Raw genomic sequence first — 26,064 nt, 5'->3', positions numbered from 1 at the left:
CCGCTGCCAGAGGTGTTCCCGCACTTCTGGTTTTTTTGTTCTAAGCACCACGTTATTTTATTTGGTTACCGTGATCCTCCTTCCCTCAATTTTAAAGTGAACTTTTCCGGTTTGTTCCATTAACTGCAAAACGGATGATATATTTTTTGATCTGGAAATCCAGCCGCCGAGATTTAATTTTTTAGGCGCGTCATCGCCATAAATTACTTCCACATCGTACCAACGGGCTATTTTCCGCATAACCGATCTGAAATCGTTATGCTCCAGAATAAAATCACCATTTTTCCAGTCAATATAATCTTCAGCATTTACGGCAATTACCTTGATTGATTCGTCCTGTAAACGCGACTGCTCGCCGGGTTTCAGCAATACCTTACTATTAATCTGCACACTGCCTTCCAGTAAAGTTGTTTTTGTAGCGCTTTCATCAGGATAGGCATTTACATTAAAATGTGTACCTAAAACCTCTATTTTCTGATGGGTACTTTCAACATAGAAAGGGATCCTTTTACCTCCTGCCGAAATTTTGCTGACTTCGAAATAAGCCTCTCCTTTTAAAGTCACTGATCTTTTAGCAGCAAAAGAAGTTGGAAAGGTTAATGATGATGAGGCATTTAACCAAACCTTTGTACCATCAGGCAGGTTTACCTGATATTGTCCACCAGCAGGGGTAACAATGGTATTGTACTGCATTTCAGCAGCCTCATTTTCCTGAGCCGGAACTGTATAAACGATCTGTCCATCGGCAGTTTTTGAAATGGAAACGCCGGTCTGATCAGCCAGGTGACCGCTATTGATCTCGTCTAAATTTATTTTTATTCCGTTAGCCAGCACCAAAACGGCCCTATCCTTACCAGGTTTAATATCTTTAAAAGCCGGAATATTGGTCAGATCGGTTTTCCTTTGGTTTTGTTTATAAATCAAAATGCTCACCATGGTGATAATTATCAAGGCTGCAGCAGATAATAGTGGAAAAAGGAGTTTTGATATTTTTCTTGATGGCTTGGTGTGTTTCGAAACCGTTTCCCAGATTTTGTCTGTACCCTCCTTTAAAAAAGATTCGGAATAAGTATTTTGTTCCTTACTGTTCCAGTTGATATAGGCAGATTCCAACCAGGCCTCTTCTTCTGGCGTGGCCTCACCTGCAATATACCGGTCTAAAATCTGTCTGAATTTTTCTTCTTCCATTCTTGTACGATAGGCTTGATATCAGTAATACAATTATGAAAAGCAGATTGGGGATATAGAATTAAAAATTATTTTACATTAAGATAATGTACAACGATCAAGATCAGCCCGATCCGTGTTTTAAGGATGCGGAGTGCCTTTTTCATCTGATCGGCAGCGGTAGATTCGGTAATGCCCAATTGTGCCGCAACTTCTTTATTCGATAGGTTTTCTTTTCTTCTCAGCTCGAAAACGGCCCTCATCCGTGGGGGCAAACTGGCAATCTCGGCTTCTATCATGGCTGCAAACTGTTTCTCACGGATCAGCGTATCGGTATAAATACCACTATCGGCATTGGCTTTTGCAAAAGTATCAGCGTAAGCATGTACATGATTTTTATGTTTGATCAGGTTAAAAATGGTATTCCTCAAAGCCACAAAGAGGTAACCACCCAAATTGTTTCCGATTTCGATCGATCCACGCTTATCCCACAGCTTCATCAACATTTCCTGTACCACGTCCCTTGCATCGCTTTCGCTACGGAGCTTGTTATACGCATGACCATAAAGCAATGGACTGTATCTGTTAAATACTTCGGTAAAAGCCAAATGATCATCATTTTTTAAATGATGTAAAAGATCATCGTCAGTTAATTCCGTATAGATCATGCCCGTGACACTCATTCCATTTATAAGGGATAATTATTTTGTTTTTCGGGTAAGGCAGGAGAGAAACCAAAAATAGTATATTTTCCCAAAAACATCAAGCACATGATCAATAAAGACGGAAAATTGGAACAAATTAAATAAAACCCTAAAAAAATTGGGCAAATAGTGCTTTAACAACAAGAAAAGCCAATAACTACTGTAAAATAACAACTGTACAGCGCACTTTCTGATGAAAATCGGTAAAATTTACAATAATGGTAATTGGCTAAGATGTTCTCAGGTGACTAAGGTGGTTAATTTTAACATCACAATTTTATTTTGTGACCACCTTAGCTCACATAAGCTTTTAATGAACATACTCCCGCTAGCCATTCAGAATGTTAGATCCATTTTCTTCTTCCCTGAGCTTTTATGGATTCGATTAACTGTAACCTGATTTTTGATTTGGTGGTCTAAAGATTAAAACCATCACCTCATGATTCTATATTTCCAAAACAAGCTTTTAAAATCTGTTTACTTCGGCTTTCTCAGTTTCAGCATTATTACCATATCTGCTGCGTTTACCTACCCTTTCCAAAGTATGGATTTTAATCGCAAAAACGATTATTATGAAAATAAGGCCGCCAAAACATTGGGCGATTCGATTGATCTGGTATTAAAAAAAGTGGAACAATCGCTGGGCATTACCGATGTTGATTTAACCTTAGGCGTAATAAAAGATGGTCAGGTTTTTTTAAAAAAGAATTATGGCTACTCCAATCCCGAAACAAAAACTTTATTTTCAGACCGTTCACAGATTTACCTGGCCTCTGCTTCTAAATCGCTAACCGGAACACTAGCTGCAATTCTGGATCAAAAAGGGATGATTAAACTAAACAAAAGTATTGCCGATTATTTTCCCGAACTTATTTTTGATGATAAGAATATCCATCCTGAAAAAATTACCATTCAATCGTTGATTACCCACACCCACGGAATTAAAAATAACGATGTGGTGGTATGGACGGCTTTCATAGGTCATAAAGGCACTGCACATATCCTCGGTTTGCTTAAAAAATACAGTATTCCTTTACCCAATCAAAACTTTAACTATTCGAATTTAGGACCGGTTATTTATTCCTTAATTGTAGAAAAACAGATGGAAAAACCCTGGCAGGAAGTGATGAGCGAATATCTTTTTAAGCCATTGGGGATGCACTCAACCACCGCCTATTTTTCGAAAGTTAATACTAAATATGTCAGTAATGTTATAGATAAATCGGAAGGGAACGTGCAAGCCATATTAGATAAGGCAGACAATTCGATGTCGGCTGCGGGCGGGCATTTCAGCACCGTTAACGACCTGCTGAAATACCTCGACTTTTTTATCAGCGAGGGGAATTCGGTTAAAAGTATCCTGACTAAGCAGGAAATAAATTTTGCTTCCTCGGCAATTGTTCCGCAACAGAACCGCTACCAGAGTTATGAAAGATATGGCTATGGATTAGGTTGGGAACAATCTAAATTTAACGGTGAAAATTTAACCTCCCGAATGGGCGGTTATAGTGGTATTTCCTGCCATTTATCCTACCTTAAAGATCAGAAGATTGGTATTGTGGTATTGAGCAATAAAAAAGGAATGGAGGCATTATCTCACCTGGTTGCCAATTACCTCTACAACACGATGCTGAATAAATCAAACAAAAACAGTGTACTGGAAGAAAACCTGAAATCGCTGAAGCGGAATTTTGACTCCGACCTTCAGGAAACGAAAGAAGTGAATGAGGCTAAAGCAGCTAAAATCGCAATTGATCAAGCGCTTATAGGTAGCTATGATGGCGGTGAAAAATCAGGGAGTATGCAAATTACTACTGGAGGAAAGGTTTCATGGGGGAACCTAAAAGGAAAATTACATTTATTAACGGATAGCACCGGATTAATCAATTTTCAAACCATGTTACGTTCCTTTTCCGTAAAAAGGGAAAGCAATGGTACCATTGCAGGAGTTTATTCGAATGAGCGATATTTTAAGCGTTGATTTGAACCAATGCAAAAAGAGGCTGTATCAAAAGTATATAATCAAAGAAGGTGAATAACAGCTAAAATAATCGTCATTCCCAGTCGAGTTGGGAATGACGATAATAATTTATCTAAAATTATTTCAGATCAAAACGGTCTGCATTCATTACTTTATTCCAGGCCGATACAAAATCTTTTACAAATTTGTGCTGCGCATCTGAGCTTGCATACACTTCTGCAATTGCCCTTAATTCGGAATTGGAACCAAAAACAAGATCCGCACGGGTGGCAGTCCATTTTGGCTGACCAGTTGAACGGCTACTACCGATATACAGTTCTTTGTCATCAGCAATGGCTTTCCACTGGGTTTCCATATCCAACAGGTTTGCAAAGAAATCGTTAGTCAGCTGGCCTGGTTTATCTGATAAGATCCCATTTTTAGAACCATCAAAATTGGTATCAAGGGCACGTAAACCTCCTACCAATACCGTTAATTCTGGAGCCGTTAAATTAAGTAACTGTGCCCTGTCAATCAAAAATTCTTCTGTAGAAACCGGTGATTTTGATTTACGGTAATTGCGGAAACCATCGACAACAGGCTCTAGATAACCGAAAGATTCTACATCCGTCTGTTCTTGTGAAGCATCTCCCCTACCAGGTGTAAAAGGAACGCTAACTGAATTTCCGGCAGCGGTAGCGGCTTTTTCTACCGCAGCAGTACCAGCCAATACAATTAAATCGGCCAGTGAAACTTTTTTGCCATCAAACTGCGCAGCGTTAAATTCCTGTTGAATTTTTTCCAGCACATTTAATACTTTTTGCAGTTGAACAGGATTATTTACTGACCAGTCTTTCTGTGGAAGTAAACGAATACGTGCACCATTGGCTCCGCCACGTTTATCGGAACCGCGGAAAGTAGAAGCAGAAGCCCATGCAGTAGAAACCAATTCGGAGATGCTTAAACCGCTCGAAAGGACTTTTTCTTTTAAAGTAGCAATATCGCCTTCATTAATCAATGCATGGTTAACCGCAGGAATCGGATCTTGCCAAAGTAACTCTTCCTGTGGCACATCAGGACCAAGATAACGGGCTATCGGCCCCATATCGCGGTGGGTAAGTTTATACCAGGCCCGCGCAAAGGCATCAGCAAACTGATCAGGGTTTTCCAAGAAACGTCTGGATATTTTTTCGTAAGCCGGATCCAATCTCAAAGAAAGATCGGTGGTAAGCATGGTTGGCAAATGTTTTTTCGAACTATCAAAAGCATCAGGAATAATGGCTTCTGCATTTTTAGCTACCCACTGATGCGCACCAGCCGGACTTTTACTTAATTCCCACTCGAAAGCGAAAAGGTTTTCAAAAAAATTATTGCTCCATTGTGTTGGTGTCGTGGTCCAGGTTACTTCTAGTCCGCTGGTAATAGCATCTGTGCCTTTACCAGAAGCGTAACTGTTGTTCCATCCCAAACCCTGGCTTTCTATACCCGCAGCTTCAGGTTCTTTACCTACATGATCAGCAGAAGCTGCACCATGGGTTTTACCAAAAGTATGGCCTCCTGCAATAAGTGCAACGGTTTCTTCATCATCCATCGCCATGCGGCCAAAAGTATCACGAATATCTTTCGCAGCCAGAAGCGGATCAGGGTTTCCATCCGGTCCTTCGGGATTTACATAAATTAAGCCCATCTGTACTGCTGCAAGCGGTTTTTCAAGGTTACGCGAGTGTATATCGCCATCGGCATCATCATCGCTAACCAACACTCCGTGCGCTTTATCTGCGCCATCAGAACCATGGGCGTAACGAAGATCTCCACCCAACCAGGTGGTTTCCGAACCCCAATATACTGATTCGTCTGCTTCCCACACATCTTCCCTTCCACCAGCAAAACCAAAAGTTTTAAAGCCCATCGATTCTAAAGCGATATTTCCTGTAAGGATCAATAAATCCGCCCAGGAAATTTTACGACCATATTTTTGTTTAATCGGCCAAAGCAAACGACGCGCTTTATCAAGACTCACATTATCCGGCCAGCTGTTTAATGGTGCGAAACGTTGTAAGCCCGCTCCTGCACCTCCGCGGCCATCGCCAACGCGGTAAGTACCTGCACTGTGCCATGCCATACGGATAAATAAACCACCATAGTGACCAAAATCTGCCGGCCACCAATCCTGCGAATCGGTCATCAGTGCATGAAGATCTGCTTTTAAAGCATCCAGATCGAGACTTTTAAAAGCCTCTGCATAATTAAATTCTTCATCCATTGGATTGGATAAAGTAGAATGCTGACGCAAAATACTCAGTTTTAACTGTTTTGGCCACCAATCGTTATTTCTGGTGCCACCGCCACCTACATTACTCTTCATGCTACCGTTATGAAACGGGCATTTGCTGATGTCGTTCGATTCTTTTTCCATATATGTATTATGTTTTGTTAATAAAGGACTAAACATCCTGCGGATAAATCAGGAATAATATAAATTTAGAAAATTGAGCTAACTAATCCCAATCATTTAATTCTATACTGAAATAGCTAGAATCTATTATTGGTCAATATCAGCTTATTAGCAAGGTTTAAACTGCCCGCAGGCTAAAAAATAAATGCCCCAACAAGTGTTAACTTATAGGGGCATTATAAAACAGGAGGCTATAGAGAGGATTTTTAAAAAGTATTAAATTTGAATTTCTGATTATTCGCACCTCCATAGCTCCAGATATTAAGCAGCGTACCATTGGCTGTACTGCTACCTGGAACATCTACATTTTTTGAGGGTACGTTACGTGGCGAAATAATATAATAACCACTTGCTTCGGGCGTAATATTGAACTGCTGCGAAGGATCACCGGTATTGGTCCTGATTTCGAGTTTTGTTCCATTTGCAATACCACTCCCAACTACCGTAAGCGCTTTGCTTAACGCATGTAAAGGCGATAAGGTGTAATAGCCATCAGCATTTTTGGTTACCTTCCACCTCGCATTGTTCGAATTTCCATCGGTATAAATAATCACCTGGGTACCATCTGCTGTAGCACTATTGGGTACATTTAGCAATTTGGTATTATCCAATGCCGAAGCAATTTCATAATTGGTGTTTGCAGCTAAGCCTGTATAAGTAAAACCGGTGTATAGCTGGTTGATGCCTGCGATATCGGTTGGCGACATATTGGCTGCCGGATAACTGGTTTGATAGGTAGAACCATCAAGCCTGGTAATGGTAGGCTGGCCATTGCTCGAAAAAGCATAAGGCTCGTACATCATGATCGACTCAAAATCGAAGTTACCGTAATTGGTATAACTGCTCACCGAAACCTGATTAAAATTGAATTCTTTGTCGTCGGGAATATTTTCGGGGTGGATAACCACGTTGCTGCTTTGATCGGTACGGCATTGCTCATGCATTACACCCAAGGCATGGAATAGCTCGTGTATAATGATCCCTGGCGTATTATAGTTATATAAATTGAGGTTCTGAGCGCCACCAACCATACCAACTGAAGAACTATTGCCGGTTGATTTTACAAAATTGATGTAATTGGCCTGAGATGTTCGTTGAACAAAGGTAAGCGGCGATACCCTTGCAATATACTGCATGGCTTTTAGCGATGAAGCGGTATCAGCACCCAGATTACTCAGGCTGTAATATACTATAGAATTTGTCCACCGTTTAACCAGCGAATTCATAATTAACGCCCTCGCCGTGGTCGACATTGCTGCATTATTATTGGCTTTTAACAGGTTAAACTGTTGTTCAGTCAGGATAATATCATCAGAGAGGTAATAGGTGCCCTTATCTTCTTTGATCAGGATTTTGTTCCCGCCGAAATTAAATTCATGCATTTGATCCGACTTTTTCATAGTGGATTCAACATTTCCTTCAGCACTTTGCTTTTTACAGCTAAAAATTGAAATGCAGAGCAGGATAGCCGAAAATACGCCCAGGTAAATCTTTTTGTTTGTTTTCATTAGTTTTGTTTTATGGTTAGAGATGATTAAGTTTCAATAATAGTTTTGCTCAACCTTTCCGTTAGCGTTAAGCCGAAAACAAGATTTACCTACTACCAGATGGCGTTTTAAAGAAATTAATTACCTTAAAAGCAAACCTATATTCACCACGTCGATCACCCACAAAACCATCTATCTTACAGCAACTTACAAAATAACATAAACGAAGTTAATAAATACTAAACTTAAAAATAGCCGTTTATTAACCAAAACATACCGGATTTTAATCTAAAAATACAAATAAATGAGTATCTTGTATCTTATTATGAATACAAAGGGTATTTTAAATGATTTTAAGATCTTTGCAAGATTTAATAAGATGCATACTCAGGCCTAGCGTATACCAATAAATCCTTTTTGCCTACAACACCAAATAGAACTTTATGAGTAAAAATAGATTGAAGTTTTTTACGCAGTTAAAATTCGCCTTCTAAAAGCTATTTTTATCGATAAGGAAGTTGATAATTTCAGAAAGCCCAGATCTTTTAGAGAAGATAAACCCTCATAAAGTTGATCTATATTGCTATAAAACCGGCCAGACATTTTATACATTAACTTTCCTTCTTTTACCAGATAAAAACATTTGTATTCGCCATACTTATCTTTTACAGCCGTATTGATATAACCTTCAAAGTAATCAAGTGGATAGGTTCTTGTGACCGGCAATAAGAACATTTTAAAAGAAATCGTTTTTAAACCGGTATCGATGATTGTGATTTTATAGTTTAACTTCATTTGTGCCAGGATGTAAACTGGCAGCACCATGGTTGAGAAGATAACAAATAAACCTGATCCCGAAAATAAAGGAATAGGCTTAGCGGCATGAAGATTCCCATAAAACACTAATAAACATACAATTAAAATGGCGGTCAGTACAAACTGACCAATAAACTGGTATGTAGTAAATCTCGATCTAATCATATTAATTAAACAACGCAATATAACCCAAAAAATCAAATCTTGATCAACAGGAACCGGAGGCTTTAGCCAAAAATTACCAGAATATCTATTTTAAAGAGCTGTTTAATCCTGATCTCATCTCGCCCAGATCATTGATCAATACATTTATCTCATCCAATTGCCTTTGCTTTTTCTTGACCCGGTTCCAAAAGGTAATACCAAATATGTATAGAGAAGTTATAGCCATAGCGGTATATCTGAAGGTTGGTGTCGCCTCCATGGTAATTTCCCAGATATATAACATCATTGCCATCCACAACAATACCGTGTATATCCATGTATATTTGGTGATCACATCCTTTTGCCACATTAGTTTTTTAATTTGCTGCTCAATGTAATCCTGGTTGTTAGAAACTGCATTGATCTGCTTAAAGGAATAACTTCTCCAGCTGACAAAGAGAAAGGCAATCATTAAAAAATATATAACGGCAATGCTCAGTTTGAAGGCCATACCATATTCATCCTTAAAGGAAATATAAACCCAACCAATTCCAACCATTGCAGCCAAAAACCCTAAACTCATGCCTACATTGGCTCTTTTTAGCTTCTGCTGATTTTTTTGCCAATTGTTCTGCTGCAAATTGAGCATCTCCGTATCTGGGCTTGGCTGAACCGCCTGCTGATGCCAGCTTTTTTGAATGTCTTCGAATTCCATTATTTTGTTTCTTGCATAAGTTTAAGTAACCGTGCTTTGATCCGGTTTATTTTTACCCCAACCAGATTGATGCTTGTCCCCGTAATTTCTGCAATATCTTTATAGCTTTTATTTTCCAATACCAGAGAAATGATTAACCTGTTGCCCGTTTCAAGTTGACTGATGCAGTATCTTAAGCGGTCAAGTTGAATTTCCTGTTCAATTTTATCCGGCATCGAATCCTGATAAGGAAGTTGCATCTGATCGGGAAGGGATTGATGATCATGCTTTTTGTTTTTCAGGTTATAACTGATTGCAGTATTGACCGCCACGCGGTATACCCAGGTACTCACCTTGGCCTTACCTTTAAAACCATGCAGGCTCTTCCATACCTGCAACAGGATTTCCTGGTAGAGATCGTTTGCATGGGAAACATCATAGAGGTAAGCCCTACAGATCCGGTATATGCTTGCATGATTATTTTTAACCAGTTCATTAAACTCTTCTTCCTCTTTTATCGGCATTTGACCTCGGATTAACTAGCTTAAAAAAGCATCAATTTCACTAAAATACCATTGAGGCGCATCGTACATGATAAAATGCTTGGAAGATGGCGTTACCTTAACCGTGCAGCTCAGACACTGAGCATATTGTTGTTTGTAGGAAGAGCGGACATAATCACTGGTAAAAGCCGGGTACTGCGCCACTGGTGCGAATGCCGCCATTACGAGAACAGGCACTTTAATTACAGCAATCTGCTGGCGGATATCATCACCCAACATTTCGAACATACTGTATGCCATAGTTTTACGATCTGATGTTGCTCCCCACGTGGCGATCATATCCCATTTTGTTGAATCAGCACACAAAAATTTGGCCGTATTCATCTGATTAGCTTTTAGCGCCTTATTGTCCATTTTTTCAAATCCTTCAAGAGCTGTCCTGGCTGCCCGTTCATCGAAACCATTCTTTGCTCCGGGATTCAGCATCCCCGCATAAAACGGTAGCGCATCAACTATAATAACTTTTTTCAAATGTTCTTTAAGCTCGGTTGCAATGCGCAAAGATAAAAATCCGCCGATTGAGTGACCGACCAACACAACCCTGTCAAGTTTTTTATCCTTGATATAGGCGATGATGGCGTCTTTATAGGCATCAAGATAAGGTGTTTTTAAAATCGGGGCCTGCCCGGCATACCCGGCAAGGGTAAAAACATGACACTGATATTTTTTGCTATACCGCGCAACTGTCTCATCCCATACTTCTCCGCTGCAGGTTAATCCCGGAATGAACAGCATGGGATCACCTTTTCCAGTTACCTTAACCTTAAAAGGAATATTATCCATACTTTTTGCCAGGAAACTGCATCCCATTAAAAAAGCGATTAATGCCATCTGCAAAATTGAAATTTTCTTTTTCATATTTTCTGAATTTACCTGTTAGTAAACAGCCTGCTGAATTTCTTACACCTGGTGAAGAAATATTTTTTCAAAAGCCAGATTAGAAAAGAAGAGCCTGGATATTGAAAACAAAATGGTATTTCCAGCGGTTACCATATTTTAATTAGAAAATTTATCTAAAGGCATAAATAAGCCTTCAACAAATCGACATGACAAAAATATACCCGCTTTCAACTACTCTAAAGTCTTGCACTTTATTTTTCACACTCCTGGTATCACTCTCGGTTACTTCCTGCAAGAAAAAAGGCGGTGGCGATGAACCAAATCCACCAGTACCTCCTACTTCAGCAGATTCTTATTTTCTTAAAGTAGCAACATCCTTCGGTAATACCATGGCAATTGATGAACAGGGTAACCTTTGGGCAACAGGGCAGAACAGCAGTATGGTGCTTGGCGCAGGAAACATAGGAAAACAGACCACTTTTATACGCGTTATGGCCCAGGCAAAAGATGTTTCCATCAAAGATAGCCGTGCTTTGGTGCTAAAAAACGACAACACGGTATGGACCTCTGGCAGTAACGATTTCACAGAGTTGGGTACAGGCAGCGCACCGTTTGATGGACAATTTAAAAAAGTTTTCGATGGTGCTGAGCAGATTGAAGCTGGCACAGAGAACGGCTTTATCATCAAAGCAGACCATAGTCTTTGGGCAGTGGGCTTTAACCACCGCAACTTGTTTGGCACAGCCTACTCAAATGCAAATGTGGTCTCCACTTATACAAAAATCGCAGACAACGTACTTTCTATCTCCGCAGGAATGAACCATATACTAATGTTAAAAACCGACAATAGCCTTTGGGCCTGCGGCCGGAACATAGAAGGCGAGCTCGGTCTCGGAAATTACACTGATCAGGATGGCTTCGTAAAAGTAATGGATGGTGTAAAAGCAGTTAAGGCACTTGAATACCACTCCCTGATTATCAAAACAGACAATAGCCTTTGGGCAGCGGGATCCAATGACTACGGGGAACTAGGATTAGGCAACAACACCAAACAGAACAGCTTCGTAAAAGTGATGGACAATGTGTCGGTAATGGCAGGGGGGCGTTTTTTCTCTCTTGTGATCAAAACCGATAATAGCTTATGGGCATCGGGATACAACAACAACGGCACCTTTGGTATCCAGGGAGCAGATCAGAACAGGTTTATCCATATTACCGATAACGTATCTCACATCAGCGCTGCAGATTACCATACCCTTATGCTCAAAACTGATAAAACCATGTTTGTTTCCGGTCAGAGTTCATTTGGTGAGCTTGGACTTGGATCTAAAAAGAGCGCAGAGGTTTTCACCAAAATAACACTGGGCAAATAATTGTGCATACATTGATAAAACCTCTATCCCATATCAAAATGAAAAATATACTCATCATTGCAGTGCTTTTCCTACTTACCCTGCCAGCCCGTTCTCAGGAAAAGCCGGTACGCAACGGATTGCATGCTTTTACCATTCAGTGGATCAGCTTTAACAAAAACAATCCAGGTAGCGTCAACATCAAACCAATCGGAAAGGATGAATACAGCATTGAAGGCAGCCAGAAGGATGCTCAGACCAACGAGTACGTTACCATAAAAGGGACATTTTTAAACAAGGGACGTACACTAAAATTCAATGGAACAATCATTTCCAAAATAAATTCAAGTAACGGCGGGCAGCCCTGCGAGCTTACCGGACTCTTCATCTTCAAAGCAACAGGCGTTAGAAAATACTGGCGTCTTCAGCAAATGCTCAACTGCGACGGCGAAACCACAGACTACATCGACATTTTCTTTTAAAGAATCTCGAATAGTTTAGCAGAAATTAGATTTGGATTAAACCATCGATTATCTTGCTGTTATGAATTTTGCGATATGGATTTAAATGGATAAATTTTCCCCAATTAATATACATTTTAAAGATGACCATGATGATTGAACATCAATGGTCACTTTTGTCAGAAAGAAAATGCCAAATTCAATAAGGATTTATAGCATGATCTACTTTTATCAAAAAGTATAGGATAAGTCAATTTTTGCCTCGCCGCCGTATGGTGATGAGCTTGCCGTGTTGCTGGACTCTGTAACGACCTTATCATCAACGTAAATCCTGGAAACAACTTTTTTCCCGGAAGATTCGACCATAATTGATCCGAACATTCTGACACGATCTCCCTTTTTGATATCCTTTGCGGTAATCACTGTTGACCATCGGTCAATGCTTGTTAGCAAAGAAAAGGTCGGCTCCATTGTCTTTCCATCTACGGAACTATAAACAAGGGTATTGGGACCTGGGTGCTGTCCTAAAAGGGAATAATTGAAATTACTCTCAGAAATAATTTCAAATGCGACTTTAGCTGTCTCCCTGTTCCCGGGTATTTCATCCGGTTTTTCTTTTTTGCAGGCGGTCAGAATGGACAAGGCCATAAATACCCCTAATATTTGTTTTTTCATATAGATAGATTTCATCAAAAATAACATTAAACCAAATGAGCGGCAATAGCAAGACATACTTTTTTATCTGCACATGATTTCCTACCTACTTACAGACAAGAAAAATCCGTCATTCCGGGAAAATGGCAAAAGAAAGAAACAGATAAGCTTTAGAACCATTTAGTTCCTTCGACCTACCGGTAACAATATTCAATCTCCACATTTGTCTCCAAACTTCTGTGCGCTGTTATGGGTATATTATTAGGTTAATATTCAGTTTTTTGTTTAGAAAACACTGGAGTGCAGTCTATAATTTCTCCTAACGAATAACAATTATCGATACATCCCCCAGCCGAATAAGCGTTTTACAGTATCTCCTTTTCATCAATATACCTTTTATTTTAGGATTGAATAATTCTGACTGGGAACAACATCATTAATAATCAGAAATACGTTATTGATCGTTATTTTATTCGATAGATCAGGGCTGAAGTGAGGTTCCGATTCATATATTCTGGTAAGGGTGAAACCTTCCCTGGGGGATCCTTCTCTTTCGATCCTTACAAATTTTGTGTTCACATATATCGGAACTTCCTTCGAAATTTTGATGGGGACTTTTCCGCGTTCATCTGCAAAGAAGGTCAAATTCAAATTGTGGCATGGGCAGCTCTCAGGACGTGGATCCTTTGCAGTAAATTCCGCTTTCACATAGAAGGGCTTAATCGGCACATCAATCACAAAATCGTTTTTTAGTGTCTTATGATCTGGAAGCGATTTCATCTTGAAAGAAATCGGTACACCAGGCGACTGGGGAGAAAACGAAGTGCCTTTTTTGATGTATGCTGCAAGTTCCTCAAAGGAGAAAATGCTCTTAACCGCCTCCACCCCGTTAGGTCCGATAAAATAGATCCTCATCGTTGATTTACTGATCGTTCCTTTCTCTGATTCGGTGAGATCGTTACCACCCGAGACCAGTCCACCGAGTACCGAAAAAGCTTTGCTATAGGTGCTATTTACCTTTTCGCTATCTTCATCGCTTTCTATTACCAATACGCCGGTTGATCCGTATGTGATAGAACTGATATATGCAGGCCACTGGTTACCAAGGGCGGCGAGGTTCAGGTTATCGTACAGTTCACCCTGTATAGGTACGTCCATATTAAGTGAAAAGTTTTTCTGGGTGAACTTTGCCACCAAGCCCGTAGATTTTGAAATTTTTAAGGCGCCGTTTGTAGAAGTCGATCCGGAACTAAAAAAAAGTGCATTGACCTTTACATTTGAGCCAAAAACAGTCTTGAGCTCATCATAGTAGGTAAATTCCTGGATAGTATAGCTGTATGATGACCGCTGTGGATCCTGCATCCCGTTTGCGAGCAAAAGTCTGCTGTAGAACTCTGAAGTACGGAGCTCGGTAGGGTTATACACGCCTGAGACGGTCTTAAGCGGTAGAGAAATAGAAGCACTTATATTCCTAGACTGGTATTCGCCCAGCCTTTCGGACAGTGGTGCCATTTCAAGTGAAGCTATACTATTTCCTTTGATCAGTGATCCGAGATAGAAATTATCAAGCTGCCCTAGCCACTCGGGCAGCATCGTAAACTCATCGGCATAACCTGTAAAAGTCATCCCTACCTGGCTTCCAGTCCAGAACTCTCCAGGATTGAGGTGGACAGCACTGATGATCTGAGGTCCGTCCCCTCCGAACATGATACCGCCCGAACTGAGTGTTTTCCCTTTCAGCACCTCTCCCAACGACTTGGAACCGCCAAAAGTGGAAACCTTTGCTCCGGCTATCTTGACCATGCCCATTTCTGGGCCTTAAGCGCAATTGCCCCATCCGTATTTGTGGGAATATTATAATCTCTTTTTGAACAGCTGCTTATTATCGCTGCCAAGAAGAATATGCAAAAAATATAAGTTCTCATAGAAAAAAATTAAGGCATGTTGATGCCAAGTTTGAATAATGTATTGTCCTGTAGCCTTCGCATTCTAAAACTTATAGGATAACCCGGGTTTGCGGCAGAGAAATCACCGAGGGAGGTTACATAGGTGATGAATGAATTATAACCATCTATAACCATCGGGCTTCCGGAATTAGGACCTCCAACAAGAAAAAGATATATTGAAGACTGGTCTATGAGGTGCTTTTCGTATTCTGTAAGGGTTTCCGTTGTTTTCTTGAATATCTTATTGGTAACCTTACTGAAAGCCCGGTTTGTTTCTTCCAGGTCGATATCGGTTTCTACGGCGATAATACCCCTTTGCCCATAGGATATGGAATTTACGTACAAAGGGTTTTCGTTGGAAGATACAAGGGCCGCAAAATCGGCATCATTGACCAGTTCGTCCCTTTTGGGCAGTGAAATATCCGCCGTGAAGTTCTCTACCTCAAAACTGGCCACAAAACCAAATCTTTTTTTGACGGTTGTTACCGAATTGACCACACTGGAAGATGATGAGGAAAATAAACCCCTTACATTTACATTGTAACCGAATTCTCTCCGGATCTCATCATAATCATTAAATGGTATGTAGTTATATGCAAATGAGCCGATCTGGTTACCGGCAAAATTATTTTTCCTCAGGATATCCTGTATTGACTGCCAGTAAGAGGACATTCTGGGCACAGCAATGGTGCTACCAACATCTGTTCCGGGAAATGAACAGCTTATCCTTATGGGCAGTTTCTGATAGTTTACCAGAGGGTTGAACTCGGAAAGATCCAACAGCTGCTTACCGGATAAAATGTTGCCTAGGTATACAGCTTCGATATTGTCGTCCATCACGGTAAAACTGGACGATTCGATAGCGAGGTTTGAGGCAGACATTTTAACCTGGCCCCGGGAGGTTAGAGTGCGGGTACCAGTTGATGATATAGGATTCATATAGTCTTTTCTGCAGCCGGTTAAAAAAGCTGCGGACACCATTAAAAGGCAGGAAGTGATATACAACTTCCTGCCTAATCTAATAAGATTAAATTTCACGTTTTATGGTTAAGGACAAGCCGATTAAAATTTTAGATCGATTTTGAAAATGGTCTTGAACAATGTAAAGTTGTTTAGATTTCTCATCCTGAAAGAAATTGGGCCGCCATAACTGTCGCTGCTCACAGAAGCGCCTTCCAGCATTGCGTTTTTGAATGCGTCGTATCCTTCAACTGTCTTCACGTATGCTTTACCAGGACCGAATTTCATATAAATGGTAATCTTCGCCCTGTCCAACAATTCTTTCTGCGCTACCGTCAAACTGGCATCGGATTTCACGACACCGATATTCAAACCAGCTTTAAAAGCCAGATTAAAATCCTCATAAGATGCATCTGTTTCAGCAATAAAGACCCCAGATCTTCCATAAGTAACTGAATTCACATAAACCGGAGCATAGTCGACCATCAGTGCATTTGCGTCAGCTACACTGATGAGTTCCGTTTTTTTCGGCAATGACATATCCACAGTAAAGTTTTCTTGTGTAAACTTGGCGATAATACCTGTTTTTTTCTTGATTTTTGTTCCATCCCCCGAAACCCCGACATTCACGATTGAGCCGATACTGATATTCGCGCCGAAGGTATATTTCAGTTCGTTATAGTCTGTAAACTGGCTTGAGGTGTAAGAAAAACTGTTTATTTGCGGAACATTCCCCTGTCTTGCTACCACTTGGCCTACAAAATCACGGGTATAGTCGAGACCGGGATAGTTAATTGTCCCTCCCACATTTGTTCCTGGTATCGATAGGCTTGCCCTTATCGGAAGTACATCATAGTCCCGTTCTGTAAGTGCGCTGAAGGAGTAGTTATCTGCTATTAACTTACTGTTGAAGATCGCTCCAGGATAAGCATAATCGTAATTTTCGTTGGATACCATGATATCGTCTGATTCAACGGTAACCGTTTTTCCAAGATTGTCTGGCCATGTCGTTTCGCCGATGACCGTACTGCTCAGCTTTTTTGCTGCAATCAGACCCAGGGAATTAACGCTGGAGCTACTCAGATTAACGATAGGGTTTGGAACAGTCTTCTTATCCTGGAAAACACTTAGAAGATCACTGTCTTTATCCTCTGTTGAGGTCCCTTTTTGATCTTTCTTACACGATAAGAGAACCGCTAGGAATAATAATGGCAATAGGTTTGTTTTTTTCATTTTGAATTAAAAATTTATAGTTTTTGAATAGGTAAAATTCTTTAGAAAACGGTCATTAGAGTAGGTACTGTTCACCTCAAAAAACAATGGTATGCCATGATTGCCATACTTAAAAGTTCCGCTGCTGAAGCCGTTAGAAGATTTTGGCAGATTGGTAATCGCTAAAAAAGCTTTTACAGTCTCCAGAACATCACCGGACCTGTCCAGTTTTTCCTGATCGGCCGTTGAGTAGCCTATCAGACAGGTGTGAACTCTGGCAGTTTTAAGTACATCCAGATCAGCCTCAGTTAGAGGTTCGTTATTAGACACCTTAGTAATGACCGTTCTCATTTCCCTCCAATTCAGCTTGGAGCTGATGGTCAGGATGCTGATCTTTCCATAGGTTACCTTATTGATATAGCCCGCCTCATCATTTTTTATTTCCTCGGCGCTAAAGGGTGAGGCGAAGAAAGGTCTGTTGTCCAACATAAATTTCAGTCCAATCGTTTCTTTTAAATTGTAGTAAACTAATCCGTTCTCCACTTTCGAAAGACTTTCATCGTCACTGATCCTTAAAAGCTTTTTGATGTCCGTATTCTCTCCGAAGATCAGTTTCAACTGATTGTAATTTGAAATAGGATAGTGCGTATAACGCGAAAAACCATACATACTGGGTTCGGCCCCTGAGAGATAATCCTTTACCAGATCGTCCATCTCGTTGCGACCGGTTATTCTGATATTACTTCTGTCCCTTGGCAAATTAATGGCAAAGGCATCTGCCCTGATATAGCCTGCGCTATTCTTTGCGAATTTTGTGTACTCCCTAAACAAACCGTTATTTTCCTTGAAAGATTTCCCATCTATAGCTGAGCCTATGTACAGGCTTTTGCCATCATTTTCAAATGGGTAGGAAAATTCTGTCTCGAAACTTTTTCTTAATACAACACCTTTTATGTCACCTTCGCTAAAGGTCGTATCGGTTATATAATAGCCAGATCTAGCGGCCATATCGTTAAAATCAAAATCACTATAATCTTTCTTTATATTAACTGGTGAGGGCAAGACCGGTTGCGATTGTGCAGACTTTTTGCACGCTCCAGTGATGCTCATAAATACGAGATAAAATATGCAGTATCCCAATATTCTTTTTTTGCTATAGCTATTAATTAACATTTTTTTTAATCGTCAAATCTCAAATTAACAATACGATAACGTATCTGTATTTGTACTTTTATTTTTATAAAATATGACATAAAATCATACATTTAAGTAATATTGATATATAATTCAAACCATAAATCTGGTCTTATTTATTTAATGTAATAATGATTTAACTTGACATCATCTAAATCATAAGGATTTGCACATTCTTGAGAATAATGACCTAATCCCAATATTTTTTTTTAAAATTCGCTTAAGTTTCAACTATTGTAAAAAACAAAATTTGTATTACTCTACCTATAAATGAGTAGTTTTATGTGTGCAAATGTAGTTATCAAAACCATCGAGACAAATTTGATGGAGATTTTCGTTACAGATAGTTATATATTCGTTATAGAAAGGATAAATTGAGAAATTTCCTAAAAAAGTGTGTACTGATTCTCATTCCAAACTGTACACCCGTTTTTTACCATCTGGTCTTGATGTTACCTTAAAGACTGACCCAAATATATCCAATCCGGCACAATCTGACTTGGTCATTTTTAAACAGCATTCGTAATTTTGATTCATTGATCTTTACCAGCATTCTTCAGAAGGCAACATTCAGCGCTAAAAAGGATATTTTAGAATTGGATTAACAGAAAATACGCCAACAAAAGATTTACAAGTTTCGATTTTATGGCCTTTAGCGCATCGTTAATTTATCGTTTCCATAAAAAAATGATCCATGTTAGGCTTCAAGAAGGCTTAAAACCGTTTAAAACAAGCCGAATGGCCAATTTGGGGTGAAATAGAGTGAACAATATAGTCTGAAAAAGCTGGCCACGACGAGCGAAAATATGTGGATACTATTACCGAAATCCCCAAGTTATGGAAGAAAATCTACATACTAATTTTGAAGAGCCTTTTCTTTAGCCCGCGTACTGCATTTGGGAACAGATTCGATCTTTTTCCTTTAAATAATCTTAGAATGGTGTAATGTAGTTCTGGAGCAGTCATAAGCTCCTAAGAAATTTCCCGTGGTTGAGTTTTGGCAAAGCGTGACTTTTCAAAACACTCAATCAGCTGATAATCAGCCGATTGAGTGCAATAAGTGGAGAATATCGGATTCGAACCGATCACCTCTTCACTGCCAGCGAAGCGCTCTAGCCAAATGAGCTAATCCCCCAAATTTTGAATATTCTATAACCAAAGCAAGAATGAGCAAAGGATTATCGAAAACAAGCTTTCCCGCTTGTGCAGCAAAAATAGCAAATACTTTGTCGATTGCAAATGATAATTAATCTTTTTACTCAATCTTTTGGTTTAAAAGCAAACATAGCCATTAAACAGATTACCGTAATAGCCGATTGCAGCGGATAGTTGATGAAAAGGAATAGTATAAATGTAGCAATCAACAACATCAACAAAAACATAATGGCCTTATATACAGTATCCATGTAACACATGCCTACCATGGCCAGCAAATAAAAAGGAATAATAACGGCAGCTACAAACATTGCCGAAAATAAATCCCCAATATTAACCGGGTATTAAATATTTTTTAGGTTTAAATTCCAAAGTACTAAACTAAATATAGGCTTTAACCTCTTTTTCGTTCAATAAATCCTGATAGGCCTCTACAAACTGACCAACGTTATAGCCATCCATCAGGGCATGGTTTACATGGATTGAAACTGGCATTATTTTCCTTCCGTTTTCTTCGCGAACTTTACCAAAAGATATTTTCGGACAGCTATCCTGATAGGAATAATTGCGGGCATGTGATAAGGAAGTGAAATTTAACCAGGGCAATGCCGAATAATGAATGACGTTTTCACCTGATGAAGCAGGAATTAATCCCGTAGTTGCCTGTACTTTTTCAATTTCTTTATTGGCTTCGGTTTTAAATTCTTCAAAATCCTCATAAAAATCCATGTAACCAAACCCGAAGGTACCGTTTGGCCGGTTAATGGTGGCCGCAGCATTTACGGTATTGTATTTCCAAACTTCGCCATCTATAATGCGGTAACTAAAAGGTTCTACCTGGTTTACGGCGAGCAGCGATTTGTGAAGGTAAAGCAAAAAGAACGAAACATTGTTTTCTTTTGCTTCTTCGTAGGTTGCAGTACAATCTACCTCTACGGTAACGCCGAAGAAGGGTTCTTCAAAAGCGCTAAAAAATTTAAAATGATCTTTTCTGATCCAGTTGTTTATATCTATTTTTTCTTTCATTCTATTAATTTTGGTAAAACTTCAGCCAGGCTTTCCATCTCATAAAAGTTAGGGTGCTCAATGGTGTGATCGATGCTTTCGTGTACCCAGGTAGTATGATATGGAATATGGACTGCATGGCCACCAATGTTTAGTACAGGCAATACATCCGATTTTAAAGAGTTGCCCAACATTAAAAATTCTTCAGCTTTGCAATCCAGGTGCCTGATCAGTTTTTGGTAATCCTTTTCCTGTTTGTCGCTCATGATCTCGATATGATGGAAATAATGATCGAGCCCCGATTTGGTGAGTTTACGCTGTTGATCGAGAAGATCGCCTTTAGTAGCAACTACCAATCTATATTTTCCGTGTAAAGCTTTCAACACTTCTTCTACCCCATCCAACAATTCTACCGGTTTATTGAGCATTTCTTTCCCCAGTTCGAGTACTTTTTCTACAATAATGGGGTCAATTTTCCCCATCGTAATCCGCATGGCTGTTTCCGTCATGCTCAGCATAAAACCTTTAATGCCATAACCATAAAGCGGTAAATTGGCCATTTCTGTTTTATACAATTCGGCCATAATGCTGTGGCGCGGCACAAAATCTTCCAAAAGATCGGCAAACCGCTCTTCAGTTTCACGGAAATAAGGTTCGTTTACCCAAAGGGTATCATCGGCATCAAAAGCAATTACGGTAATCTTATTTTTCATTGTTATGCTTACTTTAGTGCCACAAAAATACCGCGACCTATCCTTTAAAAAAAGGACATTTGTCTCGACTGATAGAATATGTTACGTACCAATCTTACCTTTTTATCCTTTATCGAACGTTTCTGTGCAGAAAATGATGAAGCAAAAATTACCCTCAAAAGTTTTAAAGCAGGATACCGCTTTATTGAACAGGGTGAAAAAATCAGCAATATTTATGTGATTAAAGACGGGATCAGCAAATGTTTTATTTCTGAGGAAAACGGAAAGGATTTTATCATCGAATTTTTGGGCAAGGGTGAAGTGGTGGGCGAGCTTGAGGCGTTAAAAAAAATGGATTGTTTGTGTAATGTGGCAGCCATTAGTGAGGTTACGGCCTATGTAATTCCTGATCATCTTTTCCATTCACTAATCAGCAAGAGTAGCGAATTTACTACAATCTTACTCCAGGAGCTGTCTACCAGAATTATACAAACCAGTACACGGGCATCCTTCCAGCAGCTATACACCCTGGAATATGCAATTTTAAAATTATTAAAACTTCAGGCCGACGAGCACATTTCCATCTCAAAAGAAGACATGGCTGCCTACCTGGGTATATCCGTAAGAAGCTTTAACAGAAGCTTAAAGCAGGTGATAGATAAAGGTGGTTTCGATACCCCTGAATTCAAGAATATTTTACAGCTTAGCACTATGAAAAAACTGCTGGAACGATTGAAACCATAAAATAGTATTATGGTATAATTATTGCTTAAAAGATATTTGCAATTTATTTGTAACGTTTCGGCATTTTTACCCGTTTAGGTTATAAATTATTTGCAGTACTAAACATGACACACAAATAACCATAATATACAAATGAAAAACCACAACCGCCAATTCTCATTAAGATCACCAAGTTAATCGGTATTAAGAGCGCTATCTATAAAACGAAGGCCTCGCAATACAATGATATCCTTAATTATCATTTAAATAAGGTGCCAGGCTAAAAGCTTGTCCGCCATTTACATTGACTAAAGCTAATCTTAATCTAACATGAGTGCTTATATTAACATTTACACAAACACTTTAACAGACGATCTTATTCCAACCATTTTAAAACGTTTAAACGAACACGAAAATGTTTTGGACCTTAACTCTTCATTTTCATTCAGAAATGCGAACGGCAGCCTGCCTATCATTTTTAAATGGGATAAACCAAGCCTTGAAATATTTAACGAGAACAACTTAAAGCTTAATTTTAATGTATCGCTAAAATCTTTCGATCTTCGAGAATACAAGAAAAAACTTTTTAAAGAGAAAATTATCAAACAGAGCTTTATTCAAAAGTTATTAGGACTTTTTAAAAAGAAAAAAAGAAAAGTTGCCAAACCAGTAAAACTGAGTGCAGAGATTGAATCACAACTTCAAAATTACAACAAAGTTTTTTCTATCAAATACCATCCTGGTGATGTGTTCGAAAATCATTTTGCTACCTTGATCGGTGCCATTATTACCGAGCTGAGCAATGGTGTTTGCCACTTTACCAAAGAAAATACCTGGTACAATGCAAAAAATGTATTAAGAGAATCGTTGGTTAATTTATATACCCTCGAAGAACTTCCAAACCACATTAATAAAAATGCGGTAGCGGTTGCCAGCTAAAAAATTTTAAGCCAATATTGATATCTTCTGAGTTTCAGGGTTATCAATATTGGCTTTTTTATGCCAAATTTTCTTGTTATTTGATACTGAAAAAATGAAATTAATGGAATACATTAGACCATTAATTGCTCGGTATATGAATCAGTTTGAAGAAACAGGTGGGGTTAGAATTGGGGGTTTTAAAGCCACCTGGCCCTTTGGCAAATTAAAGGTAAGTGAATTTAAACTCGAACTCCACGCCTCTATAAAGGGTAAGTTTGTTTTTAAACGTTCTGATATTACCTCTATCCAACCTACTGCATCGATATTTGGCAATGGGATCAGGATCAACCACCGGGTTGAAAAATACAATAAAGACATTGTTTTTACTTTTTCAGGAAACGCTGAGGGGCTAATGGCAAAACTTGTCAATATCGGTTTTCTAAACAGTACGCTTCCAACACCAGTTGATATTGATCAGGAAATCACCATCCAGCAGCAGCAGTCTGGTTTCCCTATAAAAATACCAATTGCCATTGGCATTGTGGTCATCTGGAATTTGCTTATCCTAATGGATTTTACCAATGTTTTTCACACCAAAACTGGAATAGCCATGTTTGGCATTGGTACCGGCATAGCTTTGGCTAGTGTATTTTTACTGTGCATACTTTTGCTGATCTCTGATTTTGTAAGGCGATTGGTAATGAAAAACAGCAACGACATCGCGATTATCAGGCCCTTTTTATTATTTATCTGCTTTATTACATTTATGCTCTTCACACTGGGTTTCCTACCACATTACCTGTAAAACCATTAAACATTTAAGTGCAAAACTTGTTATTCAAGCAATAAACATACAAGTATGCCCGATATCTTAATTATAAACGGAAGTGCCAGGTTGAATGGAAATACCCAAAAATTTATCGGCAAACTCACTGAAGAAATAGCATTTGACCAATTAAATTTACTAGAGCATTATTTTCTCCCTTATAATTATGAGAACCAATATCCGGCAGAAGACAGCTTTGAAACCTTTGCAAAAGAAATACTCTATCATAAACACCTGATTTTTGCCACACCCGTTTATTGGTACGCCATGAGCGGAAGAATGAAAAACCTTTTCGATCGCTTAACAGATTGGGTAACTTTAAACAAAGAAGTAGGCCGGAACCTGAAAGGGAAAACGGTACAATTAATTGCCGTAGGTACAGATGCAAATCTCCCCGATGGATTTACTACGCCATTTTTTATGACGGCCAACTATATGGAAATGGATTATAAAGGCCACGTTTATTTTAATGCAGACGATACACTTAGCGAGGAGAAACTTATAGAAATGAGGAAATCTTTTTTTAGTTTTATATCAACATAAATATCCCTAATAACGCTGATCATAAGTTATATATTAAAAAACGCTATTTAAAGCAAAAACATGAATGTAGAAGACGTTTTTAAGAACAATGAAAAATGGATTGCCGAAAAACTGGCTATCGATCCTGATTATTTTACGGAATTATCGAAAGGACAAAGTCCGGAGTTTTTGTATATCGGATGCTCCGATAGCCGCGTTACGGCAGAAGATTTAATGGGCATACAGCCTGGTCAGGCTTTTGTACACCGCAATGTGGCCAATCTGGTAAACAACGTAGACTTAAACGTAATGACGGTTTTGAACTATGCTGTTCGCCATTTGAAGGTAAACCATATTGTGGTTTGCGGTCACTACAACTGCGGCGGTGTTAAAGCTGCGATGCAACCTGCTGACATGGGTATATTAAATCCCTGGTTAAGGAATATCCGTGATGTTTATCGCATCCATAGAGATGAATTAAATGCAATTGCCGATGAGGGTGCCCGCTATAACCGCCTCGTTGAACTTAACGTTCAGGAACAATGCGTAAACCTGTTAAAAACAGCAGCGGTACAGGAAGCGATTACCGAACGCGGAATTACAGTTCATGGATGGGTTTTCGATATCCATACCGGTAGATTAATTGACCTTAAAATCGATTTTGAAACTATTCTGAAGGATATTAAGGAGATTTATAACCTTTATTAAGTCCAAAGTCATTAATCCCAACTCTTCAGTCCGAATTGCATAAAAAAACCTCGCAGGTTTTTAAAACCTGCGAGGTTTGAATCCTCCGAATCATCGGCTCAGGACTAACTTACCTTCCCATCCAACCGCCATCAACGGTCAATATCGTACCATGTACATAATCGCTGGCTGGTGAAGCCAAAAATAAGGTTGGCCCTTTAAAATCTTCTGGTGTTCCCCATCTTCCGGCAGGGATACGTGATAAAATTGAAGTACTTCTATCCTGATCTTCACGTAAGGCGGAAGTATTATCAGTAGCAATATAACCTGGTGCAATGGCATTTACATTAACGCCTTTTGAAGCCCACTCGTTAGCAAAAGCTTTGGTTAAAGAAGCAATTGCGCCTTTACTGGCAGCATAACCAGGCACAGTAATCCCCCCCTGGAACGAAAGTAAAGATGCAGTGAAAATTACTTTTCCGCTACCACGTGCAACCATATCCCTTCCCACTTCCCTGGTTAAGATAAATGGTGCAGTTTGGTTTACTGCAATTACCTCATCCCAGTATTCATCAGGGTGTTCGGCAATAGGCTTACGTAAAATGGTTCCCGCGTTATTTACCAGTATATCGATAACCGGATGATCGGCTTTTACCTGGGCAGCAAAGGCCAGGGTATTTTCGCGTTTCCCAAAATCGCACTGATAGGCGTAAAATTTTCTGCCTAATGCAGTTACTTCTTTTTCGATGGCGCTTCCCTGCAGTTCGAGGCTGGCGGAAACACCAATAACATCGGCACCTGCTTCGGCCAAAGCTAAAGCCATGGCTTTACCAATGCCTCTTTTACAACCGGTAACTAATGCAGTTTTACCTGCTAAATTAAATATGTTCGACATGATGTTTAAAATTCAGTTTTTAGATCTCT

The 26,064-nt window shown here is 39.3% G+C and carries 25 protein-coding genes and 1 tRNA gene; 8 read left to right on the top strand and 18 right to left on the bottom strand.

The window, feature by feature from the left end; all coding sequences use genetic code 11:
- Positions 1-57 precede the first annotated feature (57 nt).
- The gene (locus tag H9L23_RS01410; RefSeq protein ID WP_187593315.1) at positions 58-1,188 is read right to left on the bottom strand and encodes a FecR family protein; all 1,131 of its coding nucleotides are present in this window, start codon (positions 1,186-1,188) and stop codon (positions 58-60) included.
- A gap of 68 nt (positions 1,189-1,256) precedes the next feature.
- Positions 1,257-1,850: an RNA polymerase sigma factor gene (locus tag H9L23_RS01405; protein WP_187593313.1), complete on the bottom strand. Its 594-nt coding sequence runs from the start codon at positions 1,848-1,850 to the stop codon at positions 1,257-1,259.
- Positions 1,851-2,310: 460 nt separating this feature from the next.
- Here H9L23_RS01405 and H9L23_RS01400 point away from each other — a divergent pair, with 460 nt between their 5' ends.
- The gene (locus H9L23_RS01400) at positions 2,311-3,852 is read left to right on the top strand and encodes a serine hydrolase domain-containing protein (protein WP_187593311.1); all 1,542 of its coding nucleotides are present in this window, start codon (positions 2,311-2,313) and stop codon (positions 3,850-3,852) included.
- Between the two features lie 118 nt (positions 3,853-3,970).
- Here H9L23_RS01400 and katG read toward each other — a convergent pair whose 3' ends face one another.
- The 6 genes from katG to H9L23_RS01370 form a co-directional block, all read right to left on the bottom strand.
- Positions 3,971-6,247, bottom strand: coding sequence for a catalase/peroxidase HPI (gene katG / locus H9L23_RS01395; protein WP_187593309.1), 2,277 nt, complete (start codon positions 6,245-6,247; stop codon positions 3,971-3,973).
- A 245-nt stretch (positions 6,248-6,492) separates the two neighbouring features.
- Positions 6,493-7,794 (bottom strand): M12 family metallopeptidase, encoded by a 1,302-nt coding sequence (locus H9L23_RS01390; protein WP_187593308.1) that lies wholly within the window; start codon positions 7,792-7,794, stop codon positions 6,493-6,495.
- 447 nt (positions 7,795-8,241) lie between these two features.
- On the bottom strand, positions 8,242-8,754 hold the full coding sequence (locus H9L23_RS01385; RefSeq protein ID WP_187593306.1) for a hypothetical protein: 513 nt from the start codon (positions 8,752-8,754) through the stop codon (positions 8,242-8,244).
- A gap of 85 nt (positions 8,755-8,839) precedes the next feature.
- The gene (locus tag H9L23_RS01380; protein WP_187593305.1) at positions 8,840-9,448 is read right to left on the bottom strand and encodes a hypothetical protein; all 609 of its coding nucleotides are present in this window, start codon (positions 9,446-9,448) and stop codon (positions 8,840-8,842) included.
- Positions 9,448-9,951, bottom strand: coding sequence for an RNA polymerase sigma factor (locus tag H9L23_RS01375; RefSeq protein WP_187593303.1), 504 nt, complete (start codon positions 9,949-9,951; stop codon positions 9,448-9,450). The genes H9L23_RS01380 and H9L23_RS01375 overlap by 1 nt, the downstream gene beginning before the upstream one ends.
- A 15-nt stretch (positions 9,952-9,966) precedes the next feature.
- Positions 9,967-10,848: an alpha/beta fold hydrolase gene (locus H9L23_RS01370; protein ID WP_187593301.1), complete on the bottom strand. Its 882-nt coding sequence runs from the start codon at positions 10,846-10,848 to the stop codon at positions 9,967-9,969.
- Between the two features lie 188 nt (positions 10,849-11,036).
- Here H9L23_RS01370 and H9L23_RS01365 point away from each other — a divergent pair, with 188 nt between their 5' ends.
- Both H9L23_RS01365 and H9L23_RS01360 read left to right on the top strand, forming a co-directional pair.
- Complete coding sequence (locus H9L23_RS01365) at positions 11,037-12,203, top strand: RCC1 domain-containing protein (protein WP_187593299.1); 1,167 nt, start codon at positions 11,037-11,039, stop codon at positions 12,201-12,203.
- Between the two features lie 38 nt (positions 12,204-12,241).
- Positions 12,242-12,664 carry a hypothetical protein gene (locus H9L23_RS01360; protein ID WP_187593297.1) on the top strand — a complete coding sequence of 141 codons (423 nt, stop codon included), beginning with the start codon at positions 12,242-12,244 and terminating at the stop codon, positions 12,662-12,664.
- Positions 12,665-12,874: 210 nt separating this feature from the next.
- On the opposite strand, the gene H9L23_RS01355 is transcribed toward H9L23_RS01360, so the two are convergent.
- The 9 genes from H9L23_RS01355 to H9L23_RS01315 all read right to left on the bottom strand — a co-directional run bounded on the left by H9L23_RS01355 (position 12,875) and on the right by H9L23_RS01315 (position 21,482).
- Complete coding sequence (locus H9L23_RS01355) at positions 12,875-13,318, bottom strand: hypothetical protein (RefSeq protein ID WP_187593295.1); 444 nt, start codon at positions 13,316-13,318, stop codon at positions 12,875-12,877.
- Positions 13,319-13,693: 375 nt separating this feature from the next.
- On the bottom strand, positions 13,694-15,100 hold the full coding sequence (locus H9L23_RS01350; RefSeq protein ID WP_187593294.1) for a thiol-activated cytolysin family protein: 1,407 nt from the start codon (positions 15,098-15,100) through the stop codon (positions 13,694-13,696).
- A 131-nt stretch (positions 15,101-15,231) separates the two neighbouring features.
- Positions 15,232-16,281, bottom strand: coding sequence for a thiol-activated cytolysin family protein (locus tag H9L23_RS01345; RefSeq protein WP_187593292.1), 1,050 nt, complete (start codon positions 16,279-16,281; stop codon positions 15,232-15,234).
- Positions 16,282-16,305: 24 nt separating this feature from the next.
- Positions 16,306-17,436 carry a thiol-activated cytolysin family protein gene (locus H9L23_RS01340; protein WP_187593290.1) on the bottom strand — a complete coding sequence of 377 codons (1,131 nt, stop codon included), beginning with the start codon at positions 17,434-17,436 and terminating at the stop codon, positions 16,306-16,308.
- Between the two features lie 6 nt (positions 17,437-17,442).
- On the bottom strand, positions 17,443-18,525 hold the full coding sequence (locus H9L23_RS01335) for a hypothetical protein (protein ID WP_187593288.1): 1,083 nt from the start codon (positions 18,523-18,525) through the stop codon (positions 17,443-17,445).
- Between the two features lie 1,145 nt (positions 18,526-19,670).
- Positions 19,671-19,744, bottom strand: a tRNA-Ala gene (locus H9L23_RS01330).
- A gap of 124 nt (positions 19,745-19,868) precedes the next feature.
- The gene (locus H9L23_RS01325; RefSeq protein WP_187593286.1) at positions 19,869-20,075 is read right to left on the bottom strand and encodes a hypothetical protein; all 207 of its coding nucleotides are present in this window, start codon (positions 20,073-20,075) and stop codon (positions 19,869-19,871) included.
- A 70-nt stretch (positions 20,076-20,145) separates the two neighbouring features.
- On the bottom strand, positions 20,146-20,790 hold the full coding sequence (locus tag H9L23_RS01320; RefSeq protein WP_187593284.1) for a chloramphenicol acetyltransferase: 645 nt from the start codon (positions 20,788-20,790) through the stop codon (positions 20,146-20,148).
- Positions 20,787-21,482 (bottom strand): HAD family hydrolase, encoded by a 696-nt coding sequence (locus tag H9L23_RS01315; protein ID WP_187593282.1) that lies wholly within the window; start codon positions 21,480-21,482, stop codon positions 20,787-20,789. Before H9L23_RS01315 ends, H9L23_RS01320 begins: the two co-directional genes overlap by 4 nt.
- Before the next feature lie 78 nt (positions 21,483-21,560).
- On the opposite strand from H9L23_RS01315, the gene H9L23_RS01310 reads away from it, so the two are divergent.
- From H9L23_RS01310 to H9L23_RS01290, 5 genes are all read left to right on the top strand, one after another.
- Positions 21,561-22,205, top strand: coding sequence for a Crp/Fnr family transcriptional regulator (locus H9L23_RS01310; protein WP_187593280.1), 645 nt, complete (start codon positions 21,561-21,563; stop codon positions 22,203-22,205).
- Positions 22,206-22,514: 309 nt separating this feature from the next.
- Complete coding sequence (locus H9L23_RS01305; protein ID WP_187593278.1) at positions 22,515-23,123, top strand: hypothetical protein; 609 nt, start codon at positions 22,515-22,517, stop codon at positions 23,121-23,123.
- Positions 23,124-23,259: 136 nt separating this feature from the next.
- Positions 23,260-23,910 (top strand): hypothetical protein, encoded by a 651-nt coding sequence (locus H9L23_RS01300; RefSeq protein WP_187593277.1) that lies wholly within the window; start codon positions 23,260-23,262, stop codon positions 23,908-23,910.
- Between the two features lie 54 nt (positions 23,911-23,964).
- Positions 23,965-24,474 (top strand): flavodoxin family protein, encoded by a 510-nt coding sequence (locus tag H9L23_RS01295; RefSeq protein WP_187593275.1) that lies wholly within the window; start codon positions 23,965-23,967, stop codon positions 24,472-24,474.
- A gap of 60 nt (positions 24,475-24,534) precedes the next feature.
- Positions 24,535-25,161 (top strand): carbonic anhydrase, encoded by a 627-nt coding sequence (locus H9L23_RS01290; protein ID WP_187593273.1) that lies wholly within the window; start codon positions 24,535-24,537, stop codon positions 25,159-25,161.
- A gap of 109 nt (positions 25,162-25,270) precedes the next feature.
- Here H9L23_RS01290 and H9L23_RS01285 read toward each other — a convergent pair whose 3' ends face one another.
- On the bottom strand, positions 25,271-26,035 hold the full coding sequence (locus H9L23_RS01285; RefSeq protein ID WP_187593271.1) for an SDR family NAD(P)-dependent oxidoreductase: 765 nt from the start codon (positions 26,033-26,035) through the stop codon (positions 25,271-25,273).
- Positions 26,036-26,064 lie beyond the last annotated feature (29 nt).

Source organism: Pedobacter roseus, assembly GCF_014395225.1.
In the GTDB taxonomy this organism is placed as follows: Bacteria; Bacteroidota; Bacteroidia; order Sphingobacteriales; family Sphingobacteriaceae; genus Pedobacter; species Pedobacter roseus.
This window is presented reverse-complemented; position numbering and strand designations above follow the sequence as displayed.